General features: G+C 73.5%; 19 protein-coding genes. 2 read left to right on the forward strand and 17 right to left on the reverse strand.

Annotation, left to right across the window (positions count from 1 at the left end; genetic code table 11):
• Positions 1–98: 98 nt before the first annotated feature.
• From ACIQIB_RS17505 to ACIQIB_RS17515, 3 genes are read right to left on the reverse strand one after another with little or no spacing between them, the layout of a single operon-like run.
• Positions 99–776, reverse strand: a complete 678-nt coding sequence (locus ACIQIB_RS17505) for a hypothetical protein (protein ID WP_363607755.1) — start codon at positions 774–776, stop codon at positions 99–101.
• Positions 773–1,096, reverse strand: coding sequence for a helix-turn-helix transcriptional regulator (locus ACIQIB_RS17510; RefSeq protein ID WP_363607754.1), 324 nt, complete (start codon positions 1,094–1,096; stop codon positions 773–775). The genes ACIQIB_RS17505 and ACIQIB_RS17510 overlap by 4 nt, the downstream gene beginning before the upstream one ends.
• Before the next feature lie 60 nt (positions 1,097–1,156).
• Positions 1,157–2,452 (reverse strand): cation:proton antiporter, encoded by a 1,296-nt coding sequence (locus ACIQIB_RS17515; RefSeq protein WP_400758790.1) that lies wholly within the window; start codon positions 2,450–2,452, stop codon positions 1,157–1,159.
• A 769-nt stretch (positions 2,453–3,221) separates the two neighbouring features.
• Between ACIQIB_RS17515 and ACIQIB_RS17520 the strand changes: the two genes are divergently transcribed.
• On the forward strand, positions 3,222–4,055 hold the full coding sequence (locus tag ACIQIB_RS17520) for a helix-turn-helix domain-containing protein (RefSeq protein WP_363607752.1): 834 nt from the start codon (positions 3,222–3,224) through the stop codon (positions 4,053–4,055).
• A gap of 78 nt (positions 4,056–4,133) precedes the next feature.
• On the opposite strand, the gene ACIQIB_RS17525 is transcribed toward ACIQIB_RS17520, so the two are convergent.
• From ACIQIB_RS17525 to ACIQIB_RS17585, 13 genes are all read right to left on the reverse strand, one after another.
• Entirely contained in the window at positions 4,134–4,781 is a 648-nt protein-coding gene (locus ACIQIB_RS17525) for a maleylpyruvate isomerase family mycothiol-dependent enzyme (protein ID WP_363607751.1), read from the reverse strand.
• 80 nt (positions 4,782–4,861) lie between these two features.
• Complete coding sequence (locus ACIQIB_RS17530; protein ID WP_363607750.1) at positions 4,862–5,845, reverse strand: cytochrome d ubiquinol oxidase subunit II; 984 nt, start codon at positions 5,843–5,845, stop codon at positions 4,862–4,864.
• Positions 5,846–5,890: 45 nt separating this feature from the next.
• On the reverse strand, positions 5,891–7,216 hold the full coding sequence (locus tag ACIQIB_RS17535; protein ID WP_363607749.1) for a cytochrome ubiquinol oxidase subunit I: 1,326 nt from the start codon (positions 7,214–7,216) through the stop codon (positions 5,891–5,893).
• A gap of 61 nt (positions 7,217–7,277) precedes the next feature.
• The gene (locus tag ACIQIB_RS17540) at positions 7,278–8,159 is read right to left on the reverse strand and encodes a LysR family transcriptional regulator (protein WP_363607748.1); all 882 of its coding nucleotides are present in this window, start codon (positions 8,157–8,159) and stop codon (positions 7,278–7,280) included.
• Between the two features lie 130 nt (positions 8,160–8,289).
• A complete protein-coding gene (locus tag ACIQIB_RS17545; RefSeq protein WP_363607747.1) occupies positions 8,290–10,026 on the reverse strand; it encodes a fatty acyl-AMP ligase in 1,737 nt (578 codons plus the stop codon).
• 63 nt (positions 10,027–10,089) lie between these two features.
• Entirely contained in the window at positions 10,090–11,334 is a 1,245-nt protein-coding gene (ccrA, locus tag ACIQIB_RS17550; protein ID WP_363607746.1) for a crotonyl-CoA carboxylase/reductase, read from the reverse strand.
• Positions 11,335–11,406: 72 nt separating this feature from the next.
• Positions 11,407–13,755 (reverse strand): acyltransferase domain-containing protein, encoded by a 2,349-nt coding sequence (locus tag ACIQIB_RS17555; protein WP_400758794.1) that lies wholly within the window; start codon positions 13,753–13,755, stop codon positions 11,407–11,409.
• A gap of 50 nt (positions 13,756–13,805) precedes the next feature.
• Positions 13,806–14,861 carry an aldo/keto reductase gene (locus tag ACIQIB_RS17560; RefSeq protein ID WP_363607744.1) on the reverse strand — a complete coding sequence of 352 codons (1,056 nt, stop codon included), beginning with the start codon at positions 14,859–14,861 and terminating at the stop codon, positions 13,806–13,808.
• Positions 14,862–14,870: 9 nt separating this feature from the next.
• Entirely contained in the window at positions 14,871–15,665 is a 795-nt protein-coding gene (locus ACIQIB_RS17565) for a thioesterase II family protein (RefSeq protein ID WP_400758796.1), read from the reverse strand.
• Entirely contained in the window at positions 15,662–18,451 is a 2,790-nt protein-coding gene (locus ACIQIB_RS17570) for a type I polyketide synthase (protein WP_400758798.1), read from the reverse strand. Before ACIQIB_RS17570 ends, ACIQIB_RS17565 begins: the two co-directional genes overlap by 4 nt.
• Entirely contained in the window at positions 18,444–18,779 is a 336-nt protein-coding gene (locus ACIQIB_RS17575; RefSeq protein ID WP_363607741.1) for an acyl carrier protein, read from the reverse strand. The genes ACIQIB_RS17570 and ACIQIB_RS17575 overlap by 8 nt, the downstream gene beginning before the upstream one ends.
• A 279-nt stretch (positions 18,780–19,058) precedes the next feature.
• Positions 19,059–20,471, reverse strand: coding sequence for an aldehyde dehydrogenase family protein (locus tag ACIQIB_RS17580; protein ID WP_400657562.1), 1,413 nt, complete (start codon positions 20,469–20,471; stop codon positions 19,059–19,061).
• Complete coding sequence (locus ACIQIB_RS17585; RefSeq protein ID WP_400657560.1) at positions 20,471–21,598, reverse strand: phenazine antibiotic biosynthesis protein; 1,128 nt, start codon at positions 21,596–21,598, stop codon at positions 20,471–20,473. Before ACIQIB_RS17585 ends, ACIQIB_RS17580 begins: the two co-directional genes overlap by 1 nt.
• Positions 21,599–21,771: 173 nt before the next feature.
• Between ACIQIB_RS17585 and ACIQIB_RS17590 the strand changes: the two genes are divergently transcribed.
• Positions 21,772–22,128, forward strand: a complete 357-nt coding sequence (locus tag ACIQIB_RS17590) for a hypothetical protein (RefSeq protein ID WP_363607738.1) — start codon at positions 21,772–21,774, stop codon at positions 22,126–22,128.
• A 76-nt stretch (positions 22,129–22,204) separates the two neighbouring features.
• Here ACIQIB_RS17590 and ACIQIB_RS17595 read toward each other — a convergent pair whose 3' ends face one another.
• Positions 22,205–23,590 (reverse strand): FAD-binding oxidoreductase, encoded by a 1,386-nt coding sequence (locus ACIQIB_RS17595; RefSeq protein WP_400657556.1) that lies wholly within the window; start codon positions 23,588–23,590, stop codon positions 22,205–22,207.
• Between the last annotated feature and the right edge of the window lie 12 nt (positions 23,591–23,602).

Genomic DNA, 23,602 nt, shown 5'->3' on the forward strand with positions numbered 1-23,602 from the left:
CGCCTGCGTGAACTCATCGCGGCCCGGACGACCGACCACGTGGTGCAACGTCCCCCGGAAACCGCCGTGTCGGCGGCCGGGCCGGACAGGAGACGGCGCTACACGGGATCCGCCCCGCGCAGGACGGAGAGGAAGCGCTTCAGGGCCGTCCCGAAGTACCCGGCGGCCAGCAGCGTCAGCGTCGCCGGCAGGACGACCTTGGGCCAGTCCAGCGACTCCGGATGACTCACACCCCGGTTGACCAGCAACAGGGTCAGCGCGCCCAGCACGCAGAGCAGCCCGATCAGGGCCGCGAGCGTACCAGTGGCGACCACCTGGTCCCGCGGAGCGGCCGCCGCCTCGAAACCGATGCCCTTGCGGATGCCGGAGAGCCCGCCCGCCAGTGACAGCACGCAGCCGAAACCCACCACCGCCAGCCCCACCAGCAGCAGCGGCGGATGCTGCGGCCAGGGGCCGGCCGGCCCGCCGAGCAGCGCCGAACCCCAGGCCACCGCCAGCAGCGGCAGGGCACAGACCGCCTGCAGCGACAGCCGGTTGGCACTGATGCGCAGCGTGGCGTCGTTGTAGGCACGGGCGACCTCGGACGGCGCGCCCCACTCCAGGACGGCGCGCTGCGCCGCCTCCTCCAGGTCGTCGCAGACGTCCAGATTGCCCTCCGCCGCGCACTGGAGGCCGTCGAGTATCTCGTCGACGATGGCCGAACGGCGCGAGTCCGGCCCGACCAGGTGCTCCGCCACATGGTCGGTGAAGCTCTGCAGCACGGCCGCGTGCGTCACGGCTGCCCGCCCAGGACGACCGAGATCACGGAGGAGACCTCCCGCCACGCCGTCCGTTTGTCGGCCAGTGCCCGGCGGCCCGCCGTCGTGAGGAAGTAGTTCCGCCGGCGACGGCCGTTGTGGGTGATCCACTCGCTGTCGACCAGCCCGGCGGCCTCCAGCCGGTGCAGCGCCGGATAGACCGTCCCGGTCGGGAGGTTGATGGCGTCGCCGCTACGCCGCCGGAGCTCCTCGATCACCGCGTAGCCGTGCTGCGCCCCGGGCTCCAGCACCGACAGCAGCATGCCTTCCAGATTGCCTCTCAGGGTCTCCGCCTTCACGCTTCCCCACCCTACACATCGGGGCCCGGCCGGAACACGGCTGATTCGAGCCGCAATCGTTCAGCCGGACGCACGACCCTGCCGTCCGGCCGTGGCCATGTCCTCCTCGACCGCGCCACCCCCGGCGCCGGGGCCCGGCACCACGGCCGGCGCCCGGCGGGCGCTCCTGGCCTCGATCAGGTTCAGGACCGGCCCGGTCATGGCGGTGGTCACCAGCGCCATGACGACCATCAGCGAGTACAGCGGGCCGTCCAGCAGGCCGAGTTGCAGTCCGACGCCGAGGATCACGAGTTCGGTGAGGCCCCGGGTGTTCATCAGCGCCGCCAGGGTCCCCGAGTCCTCCGCGGTGAGTCCCTGCGAGCGGGCACCCAGGTACGTCCCGCCGAACTTGCCGCCGATGGCGACGAGGAGGATGACGGCCAGCTCGGTCAGCCCTTCGAGGCCCACCCCGCGCAGATCGACCTTCAGGCCCGCGACCACGAAGTAGACGGGGAGCAGCAGCGAGGTGATCTCGCCCGTGCGCTCGCAGAGTTCCTCGCGCGTCGCCTCCGTCCCCTCGCGGGGCATCAGCGCACCGAACAGGAAGGCGCCGAAGATGTAGTGCATCCCCATCGCCTCGGTCGCCGTTCCGGACAGGAAGATGCCGACCATCACGACGGCCATGCCCGTCGGGGTGAGCCCCTTCCCGGGGGCGCCGTGGGTGAGCACCCGCCGCAGCAGGGGCCGCAGGGCCAGCAGGAGCACCGTGAACGGGACGAGCAGGGAGACCTGCCAGTAGCCGCCGGCGCCGCCGACGACGGCCTGCACCCCGGCCAGCGCGGACCAGGCGGCGACGTCGACGACCGCGGCGGTGGCCAGTGCGAGGCCGCCGATCGCGAGGCGGGACATGCCCCGGCCGACCAGGATGCGGGCGAGCACCGGGAACGCGGTCACCGACACGGACAGACCGATGAACACCACGAACGCGGCCCGCTGCTCGGTCGGGTGGTTGCGCAGCAGGAAGAAGGCGAGCGGGATGCCGAGGGCGAACGGCACCAGGGTCGAGCCCGTCGCGGCGCCGACGGTGATCCTCACCCGGCCGCGCAGGAAACGGTGTTCGAGTTCCAGCCCGACGACGAACATGAACAGGGCGACGCCGATGTTCGCCAGCGCCCCCAGCAGGGGCCGCACGTCGGCGGGGAAGAGCCGGTTGGCGACCAGGCTGCCGAACAGCGTCGGTCCGAGCAGGATGCCGGCCAGGATCTCGCCGACCACGGGCGGCTGGCCGAGACGGCCGGCCAGCGCGCCCAGACCGCGGGCGAGCAGCAGGATGAGACCTAAGTCCAGGAACAGCAGCTCAACTTGATGGGTCGTCATGATCGGTACGGTCCTCGATTCGGCCGGGCGTCGACGGAAAAGGCGTTGACCGAGCGCCACCCGTGCCGCGGGGCGCGGGGGTGTTCGTTCGACGTGCCGGTGCGGCCACGTCGTGAAAGGGGCGCGCGACGAATCGCGGCCCCGCAGCGCGCGTCCCGGTTCGGGGAAGGTGCCATCGACGGCACGCGGCGGCTGCGCGGCGTTTCCCGACGGGGGGTCACACGCTCCGTCGGCGCTCCCAGCCTGCGGTTCGCTCCGCGGCGGTGTCATCGCCCAGATTGCCCATCCGGCGCCCGGCGCCGACCCCCCCGGCAAACTTTCCATAAATCACGTGACCTGCGTATCCGCCGCCGACGTTTTGTCGGTTGCCTCGAAGCGGATCCGTATGCAAGGCTCAAAGCCGCCGTAACAGACTGCAACGGGGGGTTGCTGAGTGTCTGCAGGTGAACACAGACCCGGGCGGGGCCGGCTCCGGCACGGACCGTCGCACGAAGAGTCTTCCGCACAGTCAGCATCGCCGCCCACGGCCGGAGTCCTCCTCCGGGCCGACTGCCCGCACGAGCCGCCGACACCTCCGGGTGTGTCAGGTGCGCGGCCCGTCCGCGCGACGCCCCGCTCCCCCGGCAGCACCCTCCGCTGAACATCACTCTGTTCTCGTACGGGCGCGCTTTCCTGCTGCCGTTCCAGTCTCTGCGGGACACCGGAACGGCGCCACAGCGGCCGCACGCCCGTTTCTCATCGTCGTCGACCGGATCAGGGAGTGCGGAGAATGGAGCACCATGCGCGCCGCGCCGTCACGATCATTCGCCAGAATTACCACGAGCCACTCGTCCTGGACGATCTGGCCCGATCGGTAATGGTGAGCAAATTCTATTTGATCAGGGTTTTCCAGCGAGCCACCGGAGTAACTCCAGGGCGCTTTCTGAGCGCCGTTCGGCTGCACGAGGCGAAATCCCTCCTGGTGCACAGTTCCCTGAATGTGGCAGAGATTTCCGCACGGGTGGGCTACAGCAGTCCCAGCACGTTCTCCCGCCGTTTCACGACCTCGGTGGGCGTCTCCCCCACCCAGTACCGGCGGATCGGCCGGCACGACACGGACGAGGACCCCGGCATCGCCCCCAGCCCCGTCGAGCGCGGCCCGCTGGGATCCGTGGCGGGCACCGCCCATGTGCTCGGGACGTCGCGCTCGCCGCTGTACATCGGCCTGTTCGACAGCCCGATCCTCCAGGGGCAGCCCGCGGCCTGGACGAAGCTCGACGGAACTGGGCCCTTCCGGGTGAAGAACGTGCCGCCCGGCACCTGGCACCTGCACGCGGTGACGCTCGGGGCGCGGACCTCGGCCGAGCAGTGGGGCGACTCCCCGCTGCTGGTGGGTACGGTCGGTCCGGTGGACATCTGCGCCGGCGCCCGCACCCGCATCGACGTCGTGCTCCAGCAGGAGGACTGGACCCGTCCGCCGGTCCTGCTCGCCCTCCCCGGCATCGGCTCGCGGCCCGGCCGGCCGGTGCGGTCCCGCGGCCGGTTACCGCACCCCGCCGCGGCGTTCTACGGCCCGCAGCCGATCCGCCGGAGCGGGCGGCCGGCCTGCCGCGGCGCGGAGTGAACGGACCGGGGAAGCGCGAGGGCCGCCCGGCGGACAGCCGGGCGGCCCTCGGGCGCGCCGTGCGGAGCTGGGCGGACCTCAGCCCAGGGTGAAGCGGTCCGCCGCGGCACCCCGGAGCCGGCCCTTCGGCACCTTGCGGCCGAAGGTGAGGAGCAGCAGGTCCTGGGCGGCGCCGGTGACCTGCGATCCGCTGCCGAAGCTCCAGTCGAGGTCGTCCGCGCTCAGCCGGACGCCGTCGAGCTGAGCGCCGAAGAACTTGAACGCCTTGGGGTCGACGGCGTCCAGCAGGATGCGGAGCCGGTCCTCGGGGAGCTTCCGGTCGAGACCGATGGGCACCGTGATGTCGAGTCCGTGCACGACGTCGTGGCCGAGCGCGGCGGCGAAACCGCCGACCGGGGGCTTCCACGGGTGGGTGGCGTTGTCCCGCAGGAAGGCCGCGAGCCGGTCGGTGGAGAACTCGGCCGCGTCCTTGCGCGCGCAGCGGTCGGTCATGCGGTTCAGGCTGCCGCCGGCCAGGACGAGCTCCTTGGCCATCCGGGGAACGGAGTAGCGGAATCCGAACGACATGTGGGCGACGACTTCCCGGACCCGCCAGCCGGTGCACAGCGACGGCTCGTCCCATGTCTCCGCGGGCAGCTCGTCGAATACGGCGGCGAGTTCCCTGCGCTCGGCCGCGATCGCCGCGCGGATCTCGGATTCCGGATGCCCGTGTGACACGTTGCTCATGGCCCCATTTTACCGACCGGCCGGGGAGGAGCCAATAACATTCCGTTATCGCACCCAGGGCCTGCGGTTATGACCGCAGGTCACCTCGGTTGCATTCCGGTCCCGGTGAAAACCCGCCAGAACCAGAACTGGCCGAGGGTCACCGGGACGAGGGCCGGGAGCACGATCGCGGCCAGCAGCGTCAGGGAGCCGGAGTCGGCGATCGCCCGGGACAGCTCCAGTCCGCCCTGGCCCGAGTGGGTGGCCAGCACCGTGGTGCCGTTGACCGCGCCGACCAGGACGGGCAGGGCCACCAGCGGCGCGGCGCCCAGCAGCAGCGCCGCTCCGGTGCGCCCGGTCGCCTGGACCCGGTCGGAGGCGTACACGGCCGCGGCGGTGAGCACCCCGACGACGCCCACCGCCACGGGGGCGTCGGTGACCACCGCGGCGGCCACCACGACGAGCAGGGGCAGCAGCAGGAGAACCGGGGTCAGCACCCGGGTCAGCCGGCCGAACCCGACCCGCACCGGGTTCCCCTCCGGCAGGCTGCGGGCGGCGCAGAGCAGGCCCTGGCGCAGGCAGCCGGCCACCGCCAGGGCGGCGCAGAGCAGCGTGAAGGGGTGGACCAGATCGGCCGCGGCCGCCACCGAGTGCCCGTCCGGCCCGACCGAGAGTCCCCGGACCAGCATGCCCAGCACCGCGCCCCAGCCGGCCGCGAGGACCAGGCTGGCGGCCGACAGCACGATGTCCCAGGTGCGTCGCCAGCGGGCGCCCTCGTACGCCGGGCGGAACCACAGCGCGCCGTCGCGCAGGAACCAGGCGCAGAGCACGGCGAGGAAGGGCAGCCGCAGCGCGCGCAGCAGTTCGCCCTCCGCCACGGGCAGGGCTCCGAAGAGGAGCCCGCCGAAGGCGACCAGCCACACCTCGTTCGCGAGGAAACGGGGGACGATCGCGCGCCGCATCCGGACGCGGCCGGCTTCCGTGTCGGCGAACGGCATCAGCATCCCGATGCCGAAGTCGATGCTCTCCAGAGCCAGGTAACCGGCGAGGAGGAGCCCGACCAGGGCGTACCAAAAGACATCCACCGTTGATTCCCCATCAGCTGGACATGTGTGCGTTCATGGCATGGGTCAGTAGGAGGGGCGGACGTCCGCCGGGGGTGCGCCCCGGCCGTCCTCCCGCGGCGCCCCGCGCTCTTCGGCGTCCGGGAAGAGGTCCGTGTCGCCGAGCAGTCCCACGTCCGGTCCGAGCCTGGCGAAGCGGACCATCAGCGCCCAGTCGACGACGGCGAGGGTGGTGAGCACGAGCGTGAAGACGACCAGGGAGGCGAGCATCCCGCTGACGGGGACGTCCGCGACCGCGTCCCGGACCGTCAGTTCGCCGGTGACCATCCAGGGCTGCCGGCCGACCTCCCGGCTGAGCCAGCCGCAGATCAGGGCCAGGAAGCCGAGCGGCAGCAGGAAGGCGGGGAGCCGCAGCCCGAACCGCCGGGCCGGTGGCGTCCCGCCCGCCCGGCCACGGCCGGCCGTGGCCGGGATCCAGACCAGGAAGGCCAGCAGGACACCGATGAGGAGCATGAGCACGGCCGCTCCGCCCACCCAGGCGGGCGGCATCCAGTCGCCGGCGCCGTACCGGGCCTGTGCCCCGGCGCGGACCGCGTCGAGTTCGGCGCCGCTCTGCCCCATCACGACGGCGTACTTCTCCGGCTGGTAGTCCTTGAGCGCCCCCAGGTGCACGAACCCCGCCACCACGGTGACGAGCGCGCCGCCGCCCGCGAGGTACGAGCCCTGGAGCAGCGTCGGGCGGAAGAACTCGGTGTCCCGGTCGCGGCGCAGGTGGTAGGCGCTGACGGTGGCCATGAACAGCCCGGCGATCAGGGCCACGGCACCGGCGATGTGCACCACCGCGTACCAGGTCGCCCCGTTGGTGAGCAGGGCGCCCCAGTCGGTGACCCGGGCGACGCCGTCGCGCATCTCGTAGCCGACGGGGTTCTGCATGAAGCCGTTGACCACCATCACCCAGAACGTGGAGGCGTACGCGGTGAGGGCGACGCCCCAGATCAGCGCGAGGTGGGCCCGCGGCGGCACCCGGGCGAAGCCGAAGGCCCAGAGCCCGAGGAAGGTCGATTCGAGGAAGAACGCGACGACCGTCTCGATCGCCAGCGGGGCGCCGACGACGTTTCCCACGACGTGCGACAGGCCGGACCAGTTCATGCCGAACTGGAACTCCTGGGCCAGCCCGCTGACGATGCCGAGCGCGTAGTTGACGACGTAGAGGCCGCCCCAGAAACGCACCCGCCGCATCCGGGTGGCGCGCAGGACGGGGTCGGTGGTGCGCACCGCCCGGGTCTGCGTCAGGGCGACCACGGTGACCAGTCCGAGGGTCATCGCGACGAACAGGAAGTGCAGGGTCGCCGTGACGGCGAACTGGAGTCGCGCGAGGTCGATTGCGTTCACGGGGCGTCTTCCGGTCGGGTGGGAGGATCGGGAACGGTCGGCGAAGGGCCGGCGGCGCGGGCTAGCCGAGCTGGGTGCGCGCCTGTTTCGCGAGGGCCTTGGCCGCCGGGCTCATCCGGCCGCCGGCCCGCCAGGCCAGGGCGAGACCGCCCCGCAGGTGCATGCTGGAGATCCGCACCGGGTGCAGCAGCTCCGGCTGGGAGAGCACGAACCGCTCCGGCAGGATCGCCATGCCGATGCCCCGGGAGGCGAGCTGGGCGAGCACCCGGGGATCGCTGGCCTCGAAGGCCACCCGGGGTTTGACGCCCGCCGCCGCCCAGGTCGCGTCGGAGGCCGCGCGCACGGCGCTGCCGACGGGCAGGCACATCAGCGTGTGGGATTCCACCTCGTCCACGGTGATGCTGCCGCGCCCGGCGAGCGGGTGGGCGTGACCGACCGCCCCGACCAGCAGTTCGTCGGCGATGACCAGGGTTTCCAGCCCGGCCGGCGGATCGACGCCGACACCGATGATCGCGACGTCGATCCGGCCCGCCCGCACGGCCTCGACCAGGTGTTCCGTGCTCCCCTCACTCAGGGAGATCTCCACGGCGGGGTACTTCTCGCTGAAGTCCGCGACCAGATCGGGAAGCCGCAGGGACAGCGAGGACGCGACGGAGCCCAGCGCCACCTGTCCGCGCACGACGCCGGTGACGTTCTCCACCGCGTCCCGCACGCTGTCGACGGCGGCCAGTGCCGCACGCGCGTGCGGCAGCACCGCCGCGCCCACACCCGTCAGTTGGACCGTCCGACCGCTCCGGTCTATCAGGTCCTTGCCCAACTCCCCTTCCAGCCGTCTGATCTGCGCACTCACACAGGGCTGGGTCACGAAAACGCGCGCGGCCGCTTTCGTAAAGCTGGCTTCTTCGGCCACCGCCACGAGGTACTCCAGCTGACGCAATTCCATGGATTGATCGTACCGGTCAACCACCCTCGAAGAGTCGGCAATTGGGACACCCGGCGAACGGCGGAACAGCGAACCTCCACAGCGGCGTGAAGAAATGTCAGACCCCCGTGAGCAAAGGGTCAAATCCGGGTCAAGACTTCGCCGCCGGGGCTTCGAGCCGGTTGAGGGTCCCGGTCAGGTACTGCTCCCGGCAGGGCCGGCGGCGCACCTTTCCGCTGGTGGTCTTCGGCAGCGTCCCGCGGCGGATCAGCACCACGTCGGCGACGTCGATCCGGTGGTTGCGGCGCAACGCCTCCCGCACGGCGGTGGTCACCTCCTCCGCGCTCGCGTACCGGCCCACCCGGCTGTCGCCCTCGACCACGACGACCACGGACTCCTCCCGGCCGTCGTCCACCGGGAACGCGGCGGCGGAGGCCGGCCGCAGCAGCGGGTGGCTGCCCTCGACGGTGTGCTCCAGGTCCTGCGGGTAGTGGTTGCGGCCCTTGACGATGATCAGGTCCTTCAGGCGGCCGGTGACGAAGAGGTCCCCGCCGTGCACGAACCCCATGTCGCCGGTGCGCAGGAACGGCCCGTCCGCCCCGGCTCCGGATATCCGCGCCCGGAAGGTCCGCTCGCTCTCCTCCTCGCGCCCGAAGTAGCCGGCCGCCACGCACGGACCGGTCACCCAGATCTCGCCGACCTCGTCGGGTGCCGCCTCGCGGAGGGTGTGCGGGTCGACGATCCGCACCCGGGTGTCGCCGACCGTACGGCCGACGCTCATGATCGTGCTGGTCCCGGTGACGGCCTCCGGCTCGCCGGCGACCGGGACCACCTTGCCCCGGCCCAGCGCCCGCGCGTCCAGCACCAGCGGCGCCGGCTCGATGCCCGGCCCGCTGCCGCTGACCTTCAGGGTGTGCTCCGCGAGGCCGTAGCTCGGTGCGAGGGCGGCGCTCTCCAGGCCGCTGGCGGCGTACTTGCCGGCGAAGTCCCGCAGCGTGTGCTCACGGACCGGCTCGGCGCCGTTGGCGGCCATCCGCCAGCGCGAGAGGTCGATCGAACCGCGCACGCTGTCGCTGCGCACGCACAGGTCGTAGGCGAAGTTCGGGGCCGAGGAGTGCGTGCCGCCGAACCGGGACAGCGCCTCCAGCCAGCGGCCGGGGCGGCGGATGAAGGCCTCCGGCCCCATCAGGTACGAGGGCCGGCCCGCCCACAGCGGCAGCACGATGCCCAGCAGCAGGCCCATGTCGTGGAAGAACGGCAGCCAGGAGACGACGGAGCCGTCGTCCTCCAGCGGCCACAGCTGGTCCGTCTCCCCGGCGTTGAACCAGAAGTTGGCGTGCGTGACCATCACGCCCTTGGGCGTTCCGGTGGAGCCGGAGGTGTACTGCAGCAGGGCCACGTCCGACAGCGCCGGCACGGGCAGTGCGGTCCCGGCGGCCGGCACCGGCAACTCGTCGGTGGCGACGATCTCCAGGCCCTCCAGTTCGGGCAGCCCGGCGAAGTCGGTGAGCACCTGGTCGCGGACCTCACGGGTGGTCAGCACCAGCGTCGTGCGGGCATCGTCGGCGATGGTCCGCAGGCGCTGCACCGCGTGGTGGCGGGTCGGCACCTGGACCGGGGCCCCCATCAGGCCGGCCGCGGTGCAGGCCAGCCAGGCCCTGATGAACTCCAGCCCGTTGGGGTACATCAGCACGGCACTGCGGCGCTCGCCGGCCAGCCCGGCGAGGGCGCCGGCCCTGGCCAGCACCTCGCGGTGCAGTTGCCCGTAGGTGACCTCCTCGCCGACCTCCTCGCCGTTGCGCAGGTACACGTAGGCGACGGTGTCGGGCATCTCGTCCGCCCGCCCGGCCAGCAGCGCGGGCAGCGGCAGCGGAGTGCGCTCTGTCATGGAATCAGTGCTCATTGCCGTCCGTTCATCAAGGGTGGCAGGCGGACATCCTCGAAGGGCCGCTCAGGCGAGGTCGGTGAGCCCCGCGCGCGGCGCGTTGATCAGCGCCGCCATGTTGCCGGGGGGCTGGCGGTTCTCGTGCATCAGCTGGTGGGCCTCGCCGATCTCCGGCAGGCTGAACAGCCCGGAGAGGCAGGGGTCGAGCTGCCCGGAGGCGACGAGGTGGATCACCGCCCGGCACTGGGCCGGGTTGAAGCCGTGCGAGCCCTGCAGGCGCTTCTGGCGCATCCACAGGAACCGCAGGTCGACGTCGGCGGCGTAGCCGGAGGTGCCACCGCAGATGGTGACCATGCCGCCGGTGTCGCACAGGTACATGGAGGTGGGGATGGTGTCCTGGCCGCTGTGCTCCAGGACGACCTTCGGCGCCCGGCGGTCGCCGAGGGCCTCCCAGTAGGCCCGGCCGAAGCGGCGCAGCTCCCCCATCCAGGCGCCGAACGCGGCCGGGTCGTTCAGGTCGGGCATCCGGCCCCAGTGGGAGAACTGGCGGCGGTCGACCGTGCCGACCGCGCCGAGGCCGCGGCAGTACTCGGCGCGCTCCTCGCTGGAGACCACCGCGACGGGCAGCCCGCCCGCGTTGCGGACCAGCTGGATGGCCATCGACCCGAGCCCGCCGGCACCGCCCCAGATCAGCACCGGGTCGCCCGGCCTGACCGTGTTGGGCGCCCAGCCGAACAACTGGCGGTAGGCGGTCGAGCCGGTGAGGATGAACGCGGCCGCGGCCTCCCAGGTGAGGTTCGCGGGCTTCGGGTGGCACTGGTAGTCGTCGACGAGCGCGAACTGGGCGAAGGTGCCGAAGTTGGACTCGTACCCCCAGGCCTGCAGGGTGGACGAGAAGGTCGGGTCCCCGCCGAGGCGGATGTCCTCCGAGGTCTCGTCCCACTGGCCGCCGGAGAGCACGACCTGGTCCCCCACGGAGACCCCGGCCACGCCGTCGCCGACGGCGAAGACCACGCCCGAGCCCTCGGAGCCGCCGATGTGGAAGTCCTCGGGCTCGCCGCGCTTCTGCCGGGCGCCGATGACGTCCAGCGGGTAGCCGAGGCCGGCCCAGACGTTGTTGTAGTTGATGCCCGCCGCCATCACCCAGACGAGGACCTGGCCGCGCCCCGGCTTCGGGGTGTCGACGACCTCGGTGGCGAAGGACTTCAGCGGCTCGCCGAAGCGGCTCCGGCGGATCACGGACGCGTACATCTTCTCCGGAACGGAGCCGAGCGGCGGCATCTCACCCAGCTCGTAGAGGCTCTTCCCCATGGACACTGCTCTCCTGTGGTCGTGGAACGGATGACGGTCGAACGGAACGCCGGGGTGCCGGGAGGTGCGCGGTCAGACCGCGGGCACGGGGAACGCGGAGCGTTCGTACGGGTAGCCCGGCAGCGAGGTCCGGCGGGGGGTGCGCCGCGGGTGCAGTCCCGGCCAGTCGATCTCGACGCCGGCGGCCCACAGCGCGCCCAGCGTCGACAGCAGGATCTCGGGGTCGGGCGTCTCGTCGGTCGGGTGCGGCAGGCCCTGCAGGATCGGGTGGTTCCAGCGGAGTTCGGCATGGCGCCGGGCCAGCGACGTGAGCGTGGTGCCCGGTCCGACCTCGACGAGGGCGCAGCCCGGCAGGGCGTTCAGCGTCTCCAGGACGTCGTGGTAGCGGACGGCGTGGCGCATGTGCCGGCACCAGTAGCCGGGCGTGCGGATCTCGTCCGGGTCGGCCCAGGTCCCGGTGGTGTCGGAGACCACCCGGATCGCCGGGCGGTGGAAGGTGATGCCGGCGAGGAACTCCTCGTACTCGTCGAGCACCGCGTCGACCAGCGAGGAGTGGCCGGCTCCCGGCACCTTCAGCAGGCGCGTCTCCAGACCCTTGGCCGCGTGCTCCTCGACGAACCGCTCGACCGGCTCGCGCGGCCCCGAGACGGTCACCTGGTCGGGGCCGCTGATCACGGCGATCCCGACGCCCTCGGGGAGCAGCGGCAGCAGTTCGGCCTCCGGCAGCCGGACGGCCGCCATCGCGCCGGGCGCCAGGGTCAGCAGCAGTTCGGTGCGCTTGAGGACCATCCGGACGGCGTCGGGGAAGGAGAACACCCCGGCGGTGCACGCGGCGGCGTAGCCGCCGAGGCTGTGGCCGACGACCGCCGCGGGGCGCACGCCCCACCGGACGAAGGCCCTGGCGAGGGCGTACTCCAGGACGAAGACCGCGAGTTGGGCGATCCGGCCGTCCGTGACGGCCTGCCGTGCGGTTTCCTCGGCGGCCTCCCCCACCGGGTCGTAGACGACGCCGAGGTCGATGCCGGAGGCGTCCAGGACGTGCGCCACGCACGCGTCCAGATCGGCCCGGAAGTACGGGTCGAGGCGGTAGAGCCCGCGGGCCATGCCGGCGTGCTGGCCGCCGTGCCCGGGGAAGGTGAAGACCACCGGCGGCGGGTCGTCCGCGGCCGACCCGCGGGGCCGGTCCTTGTCCTTGACCTTGACCCCGGCGAGCGCGGCGGCGGCCCCGGCGGGGTCGCGGGCCACCACGAAGCCCCGGTGGGCGTACCTGGTCCGGCCGGTCTGCAGGGTCCACGCCGCGTCCTGGAGCGCCGCGCCGTCCGCGGCCCGTTCCAGGTGGCGGCCGAGCCGCGCCGCGACGGCGGCCAGCGCGGTCGCGGACTTCGCCGAGTACGGGAGCAGCTGCCAGCCGTCCGCGTCGGGGGCGGCCGGTCCGGTCCGCGGCGCCGCGGGCGGCTGCTCGACGATCACGTGGGCGTGCGTTCCGAAGGGGCCGGAACCGCCGGCCGCCGCGCGGCGCGGCCCGGTGTCGTCCGCCCGTCGGCCGGGCCCGTCGTGCACCGCGAGGACGGCCCGTACGAAGGCGGCCGCGGCGGGCGCGGTGTCGGTGACGCCTCTCCCCGGGGCGGTGTCCTGTTCGGCGACGGTGTCCGCGGCGACGCCGCTCACCGCGAGGGCGTCCCGGACGATCCGGGCGCGGCCCTCCGCCGCGGACTCGCCCGGCCCCGTGGTGCCGACGGCGGTGCCGCGGACCACCGCGTAGATCCGGTCGCCGTCGTCCAGCGCGGCCCGGAGCGGCTTCAGCACGGCCACCGCGCAGCCGCCGCCCGGCTCGGCGCCCTCGGGGCCGAGCACGCCGACCGACCCGGCCAGGGCGAGGTCGCACTCGCCGCCGAGCAGCGCCTGGACGGCGGTGTGCACGGCGACCGGGGCGGTCGCCCCGGCCGCCTGCACGGAGACGGCGGGGCCGGTCAGCCCCAGCTTGTAGGCGACCCGCGAGGCGAGGAAGTCGGCCCCGGTGGCGGCCCGGATCTGCCGGTCGTCGATCGGGGGCGCCCCGGCGGGCCGGCCGCGCAGCCGCGCCGCGTGGGTGGTGGTGGCGCCGCCCGCGTAGATGCCGACGACCGCCTCGTCCCTGGCCGGGTCGTGCGCGGCGTCCTCCAGGGCGTGCTGGGCGCACTCCAGCAGGAGGCGCTGCTGCGGGTCGAGGATCGCCGACTCGCGCGGTGAGATGCCGAAGAATCGGTGGTCGAACGCGTAGGGGTCGGCCAGCGGTCCGGCGGTCGGGTCCGCCGGGCCGGCGGACCGGCACCCGCGGAAGGCGTCGAGGCCGTCGGCCTGCCCGATGCGCGCCGCCAGGCCGACGACGGCGATGTGGGCGTCGGGGTCGACGTCGTGGTCGCCCGGTGCGAGGTCTGTCATGGGGTCCGCCGTTCCCTTTCCGGTTGAGAGTGCGTGCTCGTGCGGCCCGGTCAGGCCACGGGAACGGTCGGGCGGACGAAGCGGTCGCCCTCGCGGCCCAGCGCGGCGTCCTGGTGGTTGGCGATCAGCTCGTAGGGCTGGCCGGGCCGGAACCCGCCGGCCTGCTCCAGACGCTCGAACTGGGCGTCTTCGAGGGTGAGTTCGAGCGCGGCGAGGTAGTCCTCCAGCTGCTCGGCGGTGCGCGGGCCGATGACGGGCACCATCGCGGTGGCCGACCGGGCCGACCGGGCGCGCAGCCAGGCCATGGCGACCTGCCCGGCGGGGGCGCCGGTCTCCTCCGCGACGGCGAGCACGGCGTCCAGGACGGCGGTGCGCTGCTCGGAGTCCTCGACCCGGATGGCCTGGCCGTCCCAGTCGGTCAGCCGGCCGCTCCGGCTCTGCCGGTACTTGCCGGTGAGCAGGCCGCCGCCGAGCGGTGCCCACAGGGTGGCGCCCAGGCCCAGGGCCTCGGCCATCGGGAGCAGTTCACGCTCGGCGCCGCGCTCGGCGAGGCTGTACTCCAGCTGGATGCCCACCAGGCGGGGCAGTCCGCGCAGTTCGGCGAGGGTGACGGCGCGGGAGATCCGCCAGGCCGGGAAGTTGGAGAAGCCCGCGTAGAGGATCTTGCCGGACCGGACGAGGCCGTCGAGGGCGCCCAGGATCTCCTCGACCGGGGTGACCGAGTCGGGCAGGTGGGCCCAGTACACGTCGATGTAGTCGGTGCCGAGGCGCCGGAGACTGGCCTCGACCGAACTGCGGATGTTCTTGGCGCTGTTGCCGGTGTTGGAGATCCGGGGCCGGCCGGCGCCCAGGGTGAACTTGGTGCTGACCACGAAGTGGTCGCGGTCGGCGCCGAGGAACTCGCCGAGCAGCTTCTCGGACTCGCCGATCTGGTAGTTGTCGGCCGAGTCGAGGAAGGTGCCGCCGGCCTCCGCGAAGCGGTCGAAGATCTTGCGGGCCTCCTCGCGGCTGGCGCCGCCGCCCCACAGGGTGCCGAAGTTCGCCGTGCCGAGCGCGTACTCGGAGACCCGCAGGCCGGTGGCGCGGCCGAAGGTGGTGTAGTGCATGGCTGTCCCCTAATTCTCCGTGGTCAGCGCGTCATTGACGATGCGCAGCAGTTCGGCCTGCGACTGCGGGTCGCGGAAGTAGAAGTGACCGCCGGGCAGGACGTGCGCGGCGAAGGCGTTCCGGGTGTGCGGGGCCCAGGCGAGCTGGCCGGGGTCCTCCTGGTCGCCGGCGAAGGCCGTGATCGGGATGTCCAGCGGCTCCTCGGCGACGTACTCGTGGGAGTCGGCGAGTTCGGCGTCCGCGCGCAGGTAGCGCAGCGCGAGCCGCTTGAGGTCGGATTCCTCGTGGACGACCATCGGCAGCGCGCCCCAGCGTTCCTCGATCGCGGCGAGCAGTTCGTCGTCCGGCAGGTCCCGGATGTTCCGGCGTTCCGGGAGGGGCGGCGGCTGCATGGAGGACAGCAGCAGGGCGCGGGGCAGGCGCCGTCCGGCCCGGCGCAGGGCCCGGGTGGTCTCGAAGGCGATCAGCGCGCCCAGGCTGTGCCCGAAGAAGGCGAAGTCCCGTCGGCCGAAGTCGGCCTGCTCGACGAGGTCACGGACCAGGTCGCCGATCCGCGTGTACGGGGCCTCGTCCTGCCGGGGGGCGCGGCCGGGCAGCTTGACCGCCCAGACCCGGATGCCGGGCAGGGCGCCGCCCCAGCGGACGAACTCCCCCGCCGAGCCGCCCGCGTGGGCGAAGCAGTACAGGTCGAGCGTGGTCTCCGTCCTGGGCCTGCGGCCGGAGAGCCAGCGGGCCTGCAGGTCGGCCGGGGTGGTGGCCTCGGGTGCGGGGCCGCCGCCGGTCGCGGTTCCGGTGCCGGTCATGCCGACTCCTCCTCGGTGTCCTGGTGCGGGGCGGCCAGTTGCTGCTCGATCAGTGCGGCCAGGTCGGCCGCCGTCGCGGACGCGAACAGGGCGCTCATCCTGATCTCGACCGGGTAGATCTCCTTGAGCCGGGCGAGGAGTTTGACGGCGATGAGGGAGTCGCCGCCGAGTTCGAAGAAGCTCTCGTCCGGTTCCAGGTCGGGCAGTCCGAGGGCGTCGCCGAACAGCCGCAGCACCACGCCGAGGGGGGTGTCGTCGGCGGACTCCGGCCGGCTGCCGTCGGCGGGGGCGGTGCTCGTGACGGCGGGCTCCTCGTCCGCCGTCCGGGTCTCCGCGACGCCGGTGCCGGTGCCGGTGCCGGTGACGCCGGCGGTGGCGACGGCGCCGTTCCCGCCGGCCGTCCGGGACTCCTCGTCCGGGTGGCGCACCAGGTACGGGAGCCGCTCGAAGGGGTAGCCGGGCAGCGGGACCTTGGCCCGCCGCTCGCCCTCGTGCACGCCCGCCCAGGAGACCCGGGCGCCGGACAGCCACAGCCGGCCCAGCGCGTCGTAGAGGACCGCCAGCGCGTCACCGCCGTCGTCGGGGCCGGCCAGCCCGGCGAGCAGGAGGTGCCCGGGGGTGCACCGGGGCTTGCGGCGGGCGGTCTCGACCAGGCTCGAACCCGCGCCCACCTGGAGGAGAACGCGCTCGGGGTCGGCGAGGAGCGTGTCCAGCGCGGCGTCCGGGTCGGCGGCGGTGCGCAGTTCCGCCGCCCAGCGGCCGGCCGTGACCGGTGTCCCGGGGTCGTTCCAGCTGCCGTCGCCGAGGACGACGGGGATCCGCTGCGGCCGCGGGTCCAGCGCGTCGAGCAGCGCGCGCAGGTCCTCCTCGGTCCCGCCGGAGCGGGCCGGTTCGGCGATCAGCCGCACCGCGCCGGCCACCGGGAGGACGCCCGCGACGACGGCCGCGACCAGCGTGCCGGTGCCGGTGCCGAGGACCGCGCCCGGCCGGATGCCCCAGCGCTGCCAGAGCGCGGCCAGGGCGTACTCGAGGGCGAACACGTAGGTGTCGCGCACCACCGGGTCGCGCGGCAGGGCCAGGCCGCGGGCGGTCTCCCGCACCGCGCGGACGAGCTGCTCGTCGACGCCGTCCAGGACGCTGTCGAACGCCTCCCGGAAGGCCGGTTCGGTGAGGTGCAGCCGCCAGGCCTCCGCCGGTCCGATCCGCCCGGGGAAGAGGAACACCACGGGCCGTTGCCGCGGCGCTCCGGTCGAGTGGACCGTCGTCCGCTCCCGGCCGTCGCCGAGGACGGTGAACGCCCGGTGCCCGTGCTCGCGCCGGCCGGTCTGGAGGGTCCAGGCGGCGTCGGCGGGCGCGGGCGCCGCGGGGCCGGCCAGGTGCGCGTCGAACCGGGCCAGCCGGACGCCCAGCGCCGGGGCGGTGCGGGCGGAGTGCACCAGCAGGTGGGCTCGCCGCTCGGACGCGCGGACCGGCCGCTCGGGCGCCTCCTCCAGCACCAGGTGGGCGTTGACGCCGCCGACCGCGAAGGAGCTGACCCCGGCGCGCCGGGGGAGGTCGCCCGGCGCCCAGGTGCCGAGTTCGGTGGCGACCCGGAACGGGCCGCTCTCGAAGTCGATCTGCGGGTTGGGTTCGGTGAAGTGCAGGCTCGGCGGGATCTGCCGGTGGCCGAGCGCCAGGACCGTCTTGATGAGGCCCGCGGCGCCGGCCGCCGCGTCGGCGTGCCCGATGTTGGTCTTCACCGAGCCGATGGCGCAGAAGCCCCGCTCGTCGGTGTCGGCCCGGAACGCCCGGGTGAGGGCGGTCACCTCGATCGGGTCGCCGATCGGGGTGGCGGTGCCGTGGGCCTCGACGTAGGTGACGGTGCGGGCGTCGGTGCCCGCGGTGAGCAGTGCCTCCCGGACGGCGGCGGCCTGGCCCGCGACGGTGGGCGCGGTGAAACCGATCCGCCCGGCGCCGTCGTTGGTCACGGCCGAGCCGCGGACGACCGCGCGGATGTGGTCGCCGTCGGCCAGCGCGTCGGCCAGGCGCTTGAGGACGACCACGCCGACGGCGTTGCCGGCGACGGTGCCCTCGCCCTTCGCGTCGAAGGCGCGGCAGACGCCGTCGGGCGCCAGGGTACCGTCCGGTCCGGTCCAGGTGATCTTCTTCGGGGGCACGTGCACGGCGACGCCGCCCGCCAGGGCCAGGTCGCAGTCGCCGGCGAGCAGGCCGCGTCCGGCCGTGTGGACGGCCACCAGGGCGGTGGCGCAGGCCGATTGCACGGCGACGGCCGGGCCCCGCAGGCCGAGGCGCTCGGCGGTGCGGGCGACCAGGAAGTCCGGGGCGGTGCCGAGGACGATGTCGTCCTCGGTGACTCCGCCGAGCCGGTCGCTCTGGGCGGCGAGCGCCTCCGCGTAGCGGGTCTCGGTGCAGCCGCCGTAGACGCCGACGGTGCCGGGGAAGCGGTCGGGGTCCGCGCCGGCGTCCTCCAGGGCCGCGACCGCGCACTCCAGGAAGACCCGGTGCTGCGGGTCGAGGAGGAACGCCTCCCTGGCGGAGTAGCCGAAGTAGTCGGCGTCGAACCACTCGGCGCCGTCCAGCCGGCCGCGGGACGGCACGTAGGTGAGGTCGCCGCCGTCGGGCGCGCCGCCCGGAACGACCTGGGGGGCGTCGCGGGTGACGGTGTCCCGGCCGGCCACGAGATTGGCCCAGAATTCGTCGGTGTCGGCGGCGCCGGGAAAGCGGCCGGCCATTCCGATCACGGCGATGAATCCGCTGGTGTCTTCCGGGGTTCCGATGTCACTCACCGAATTCTCCGTCGGGGTCGGGTGCCTGTCCGCCCAGCTGGGCCCGCCGGTTTCCCAGGCGGTTCAGCCGGCCGGCCGGGCGGCGGCGGCCCTCGGCGGGTGCGGCGGCCCCGCCCTCCTTCAGGCGGCGGGCGAGGGACCGCACGGTCGGGTGCGTGAAGAACTCGACGAGTTCGATGTCCTGGCCGGTGCGCCGGACGACCTGCTCACGAACCATCTGGAGCAGCAGGGAGTGTCCACCGAGATCGAAGAAGCTCTCGTCGTGGCCCACCTCGGGGACCTGCAGGACCTCGCACCAGATCTCGGCGACGACGGCCGTGAAATCCATTTCCGGTGGATTCGCTCGGGATGCGTGCACTCCACTCCTCCCCCTTCGGGTCGCCGGTTCGGCGGCTCCGCAGAATCATCTGCCGTCCCCCCGGAAGGTGTCCAATAACTACCTTCCCGGCCGGGCAGAACTGTCGTTTATGGCAATGGGCATGAAACAGCAGCACAACCCGGTCCGGTTTCCGGAAGGCAATTCCGGGGCCGGGTTGTGCTGCCGGTGTTCGTGGGGCGGTGCCGCCCGCCGGTACTGCCTGCCGTTACCGGCCGCCGGCGGCCCCGCTCAGACCCGGACCACGGTCTTGCTCCGCATCAGGAACTCGCCCAGGTAGCCGTCGTGCGGCAGACCGGGCCGGTGCCAGTGCGTGGCGTGGCTCCCGACGTGCACGTTGCTGATCGTCGGTTCGTCGATCAGGGCCTGCACCAGCTCCTCGTCCCCGGTGACGACGGTGAGGACCAGCGTGTCGCGCAGCGGCTCGATGTCGTCCGCACGGCTCCACGGACCGACCCACACGCAGGGAAAGGGCACCTCGGCGCCGAGCTGGGAGGCGGAGGCGGAGTCGACCTGGTGCACGGCCGGGCGCAGCACGGCGCTGCCGTCCCCGAGGTCGTCGACGAACCCGGTGCCGCCGAGCCAGGCCCGGGTGCCCCGCGCCCGGTCCAGCACGAACTTCTCCAGCGTCCGCGCCGACTTGAGGTTCTGCACGGGCAGGACGGCCTTCTCGTCGTGCGGCGGGAGGCTGGGCAGGGCGGCCAGCCGCTCGGCGATCGCGCCCGCGAGCGGGGCCGGGTCGCCCTCGACCAGGACGGCGGTGACGTTGACGCAGCCGCTGCCGGCGTGCCGGGTCGCCGAGTCGACGATCATGTCGAGGTGGTCGCGCCAGTCCGTGTCCGCGGTCAGCAGGATCTTCGAGCGGCCCGGCTGCAGGGAGAGCACCCCGGGCTCGTCGGCGTACTGCCGGATGACCTCGTCCCCGCCGTAGGCGAGGTCGGCGCCCCGCACGACGGCGTCGGCCGCCTCGTGGCCGCAGGGCAGCAGGACGACGCTGTCGGTGCCGAACCCGGCCTCGCGCAGGGCGAGGACCAGGCGGTGCGCGGTGAACGGCTCGCGGGCGGCGGGGCGGACCGCGACCCGGTAGCCGAGCGCCAGCGCCTCCGGCCAGAACCCGTGCGTGCCGGGGTGGTTGCCGGGGACGTGCACGGCGAGGACCTCGCCGCGCCGGGTCCACACCGCCTGCGAGGTGCGGACCAGCGGGTCGCGCCAGTCGGGCACCGCCCCGGCGGGTCTGGCCGACTGGACGCTGCGGTAGGAGCTCGCGACCCGGTCGGCGCAGGTCGCGGTCGCGGTCCGGACGACGTTGACCGGCAGGCCGGAGACCCGGCTGACGGCGGCCTCGTACTCCCGCACCGTCAGCCCGCCCAGGGTCGCCGTGCGGAACAGTTCGGCGGCGCGGGCCAGCGCACTCGCCCGCTCGGCGGCGGGCAGCGGGGTCGCGGCGTGCAGGGCCTTCATCGTCCGGTTGACGTAGAGCGCGGGCACCAGGCTCAGTTCGGCCATGACCGCGCCGGTCACATCGGTGATCTCCTGGCGGTTGTGGGCGCGGTACGGGCCGGCCGGGCCCAGCGCGTCCAGCACGGGGATCGCGGGCCCGTCCGGTCCGTCCCGGTCCGCCGGCTGCTGCGGCCCGGCGGTCATCAGTAGACCCCCTCGATGACGACCTCGTCGTCGAAGCGGGCGACCGGGGCGATGCCGGCCGCCGAGTCGCCGATCCGGCCCTCGGGCGCCGCCACCCTGATCGCGGTGTCGCGTTCGAGGTTGTTGGGCAGCAGCAGGGCCTTGCTGACGTGGTGCATCACGACCTGGCCGCGCTCCCCGTACGCCACCGGCCGCCGGGTGGCGGGGTCCACCACCTCGAAGGTGATGTACGGCGAGAAGGTGTCGAAGACGCACGGTTCGCCCAGCGGCGTGCCGTGGCGCTGACCGGCGATGCCGAGGATCATCGTGCTGCCGTAGTGCCCGTAGAGGGTGGCTTCGGGGAAGATCTCGGTCCGGTACAGGGCCTCCGTGTCGGGGTCCATCTGGGTGCCGCCCCAGCGGATGGCCTTCACCTTCCGGTTGATCAGCTCGACGAGTTCCTCGCGCTGGGCGATGCGCTCCAGCAGGGGCGGGGTCACCGTCATCACCCCGATGTCCTGGGTGCGCAGGACGTGCGCGGCCTGGTCGATGACGTGTCCCGCGTAGGCGTCCGCCTGGCCGCCCCGGCCCTCCGCGATCAGGCGCTTGACCCACCGGGGGTCGAGGTCGACCTGGAAGGCGTACCGGCCGTGGGTGCGGGCCGAGCGCCGGAAGATCTCCCCGACGACGTGCGGACCGGACGGGGTGATCCCCAGCCAGTCGACGCCGCGCGGGAAGCCGTGCACGTCGAGGTTGGCGTTGCTCCAGGCGACCAGCTTCTCCAGCCAGTCGGCCGGGCAGACCACCCGCTTGGGCGCGCCGGTGGTGCCCCCGCTCTCGAAGACGCCGACGACGTCGGGGTTCCCGCCGTAGCCGCGCGGCACCAGGTCGGCCGCGGGCACGTCCCTCAGCTCGTTCGCGACGTTGGGGAAGAGCGCCAGGTCGGCGTGGGACTTGACGTCCGACCGGGGGTCGAAGTCGAGGGTCCCGGCCCGCTTCAGCCAGAACGGCGAGCCGGTCTCCGGGCCGAAGTGCCACTCCATCGCCGCCCGCACGAGTGCGTCGGGGTCCGGATCCGCGTCGTACGGCAGGTCCAGGATCGACAGATCGGTTGGTGCCACTCGTCCTCCCATGTCAACAGGCGGCATCACAGAGCCGGCCGGCCTCCCGCATCGGGCCCCGCCGACTTGACGAACGTCCCCCATTCGATCACCGGCCGGCCGCCGCCGCCTGAGTAGTCACTACTCAATTCGACTGTCCGTCCACGAATTTGACGGGCAGTCCGTTCCCCGGCGACGGCCGCCGAGCCTAGACTGACGCAATGAAGGCGATGATTGCGTGGTGGGACGTCACCGATTCCCGGCAGAACGCCGGCACGCTCCGCGATTTCATCCGCGCGGAGTCGGAACACTGGACGGACATTCCCGGCCTGCTCCTGAAGATCTGGCTGTCGGATCCGTCGACGGGCCGCTGGGGCGCCCTTCTGCTGTGGGAGTCGGAGGAGGCCGCGCGCAGCGCGGAACTTCCCCGCAGCCCCGCCGAACTCATCGGCCACCCGGTGGATTTCCGGGCCTGGTTCGACGTGGAGGCGACCGTCGAAGGAGTGCATTCCCTGGATTCGCTGGCCGGGCTCGGCCCCGCCCTGGACGGGCTCGTTCCCGCCGTTCCCGCGGAATAGGACACGACGGAGCGGCGCCCCGGAATTCCGGGGCGCCGCACAACACCGCGGTGTGCCGTTCCGGCCGTCGCGCCGTTCAGCCCGCGGGCTCGATGTTGCGGTTGAAACGGAACAGGTTGGCCGGATCGGTCCGGGCCTTCAGCGCGGCCAGCCGGCGGTGGTCGGCCGGCTCCCAGAAGTCCGTCGCCGGCACGGCCGGAGCGCCGTCCGCGCACCCGCCGTACACCAGGCTCTGGAACCGGCCGCCGACGGACTCGGCGGCGAGCGCCCCCAGCACCTTGTCGGTGGCGCCGCGCGCCTCCTCCGGCCCGGCGCCCATCAGGGGCGTCAGCACGCGCAGCAGGTAGCGGGCCGAACGGTGCCCCACCGCGTTGGGCACCTCGGCCGGCCGGCCGAGCGCCCCGCCCAAGTGACGGACGTCGAGCACGCACGGCACGGCGGCCCCCGGCCCGACCAACTCCGTCACCTCGGCGGCCTGTTGCGGACCGAAGGCGCGCAGCAGGACGTTGTCGCCCCGGTAGGCGTGCGGTTGCGGCGGGTCGTTGTAGATCGTTCCGCACTCGGTGTACGGCATTTCCGCGACGGTGTCCGCCAGCCGGGGGCCGAGCGCGCGCAGCGGGGCGACCAGCCGCTCGCCGGTCCGGGAGTCCCCGGTGTACGCGATGCGCACGTGGGCCACGAACCGGCCGCGCACCGCCGCGGGGAAGAACGGCAGATCGGGGCAGTCGAGCAGCGACACCGAAGAGGTCAGCTCCTCCGGGAGCGTCTGCGTCCAGCGGAGGTAGCCGGCGAGCAGGTCCGGGGTGCGGGCGAGGTCGAAGACCAGCTCCCCGCCGTACAGCCGGCTGACCGGGACCAGGTCGATCTCCATGCCGGTGACCACGCCGAAGTTGGCGCCGGCCCCGCGCAGCGCCCAGAACAGCTCGGGGTCGCTGTCCGCGGTGACCCGCCGGGAACGGGCGTCGGCGGTGACCAGGTCGATCGACCGCACCCGGTCGGCCGCGTAGCCGAACTCCCGGGACAGCAGCCCGAGTCCGCCGCCCAGCACGTACCCGACCACGCCGACCCCGGGGGCGGAGCCGTTGAGCGGGGCCAGGCCGTAGCGGGCCGCCGCGTCGACGACGGCGGCGAAGCGGGTGCCCGCCCCGATCCGCGCCGTGCGGGCCGGGGCGTCGATCGTGACCTGCGACAGCTTCGCGGTGCTGATCAGCACGCCGCCGTCGGTGGGGACCGAGAGGCCGTGCCCGGTCGCCTGGACCGCCACCGGCAGTTCCCGCGCACCGGCGTACGCCACGGCCGCCGCCACGTCCCCGGGGTCGGCGGCGCGGACCAGCACGGACGGGCGGTGCCGGTAGGCGGTCTGGAATCCCGCGCACCGGGCGGCGAATCCGTCGTCGCCCGGCAGCAGCACCTCACCGCGTACGCGGTCGCGCAGCGCGGCGACCGCGGCAGGGTCGTTCATCTACGGCGTTCC

The sequence above is a fragment of the Kitasatospora sp. NPDC092286 genome (genome assembly GCF_044755565.1).
Taxonomy (GTDB): domain Bacteria; phylum Actinomycetota; class Actinomycetes; order Streptomycetales; family Streptomycetaceae; genus Kitasatospora.

What these genes read in the sequence shown, in the direction of transcription:
- ACIQIB_RS17515 (WP_400758790.1), bottom strand. Translation starts at nt 2,452, where the DNA reads ATGACGACCCATCAAGTTGAGCTGCTGTTCCTGGACTTAGGTCTCATC.
- ccrA (WP_363607746.1), bottom strand. Translation starts at nt 11,334, where the DNA reads ATGGGGAAGAGCCTCTACGAGCTGGGTGAGATGCCGCCGCTCGGCTCC.
- ACIQIB_RS17595 (WP_400657556.1), bottom strand. Translation starts at nt 23,590, where the DNA reads ATGAACGACCCTGCCGCGGTCGCCGCGCTGCGCGACCGCGTACGCGGT.
- ACIQIB_RS17555 (WP_400758794.1), bottom strand. Translation starts at nt 13,755, where the DNA reads ATGACAGACCTCGCACCGGGCGACCACGACGTCGACCCCGACGCCCAC.
- ACIQIB_RS17580 (WP_400657562.1), bottom strand. Translation starts at nt 20,471, where the DNA reads ATGACCGCCGGGCCGCAGCAGCCGGCGGACCGGGACGGACCGGACGGG.
- ACIQIB_RS17540 (WP_363607748.1), bottom strand. Translation starts at nt 8,159, where the DNA reads ATGGAATTGCGTCAGCTGGAGTACCTCGTGGCGGTGGCCGAAGAAGCC.
- ACIQIB_RS17525 (WP_363607751.1), bottom strand. Translation starts at nt 4,781, where the DNA reads ATGAGCAACGTGTCACACGGGCATCCGGAATCCGAGATCCGCGCGGCG.
- ACIQIB_RS17520 (WP_363607752.1), top strand. Translation starts at nt 3,222, where the DNA reads ATGGAGCACCATGCGCGCCGCGCCGTCACGATCATTCGCCAGAATTAC.
- ACIQIB_RS17585 (WP_400657560.1), bottom strand. Translation starts at nt 21,598, where the DNA reads ATGCCGCCTGTTGACATGGGAGGACGAGTGGCACCAACCGATCTGTCG.
- ACIQIB_RS17565 (WP_400758796.1), bottom strand. Translation starts at nt 15,665, where the DNA reads ATGACCGGCACCGGAACCGCGACCGGCGGCGGCCCCGCACCCGAGGCC.
- ACIQIB_RS17590 (WP_363607738.1), top strand. Translation starts at nt 21,772, where the DNA reads ATGAAGGCGATGATTGCGTGGTGGGACGTCACCGATTCCCGGCAGAAC.
- ACIQIB_RS17560 (WP_363607744.1), bottom strand. Translation starts at nt 14,861, where the DNA reads ATGCACTACACCACCTTCGGCCGCGCCACCGGCCTGCGGGTCTCCGAG.
- ACIQIB_RS17545 (WP_363607747.1), bottom strand. Translation starts at nt 10,026, where the DNA reads ATGACAGAGCGCACTCCGCTGCCGCTGCCCGCGCTGCTGGCCGGGCGG.
- ACIQIB_RS17575 (WP_363607741.1), bottom strand. Translation starts at nt 18,779, where the DNA reads ATGGATTTCACGGCCGTCGTCGCCGAGATCTGGTGCGAGGTCCTGCAG.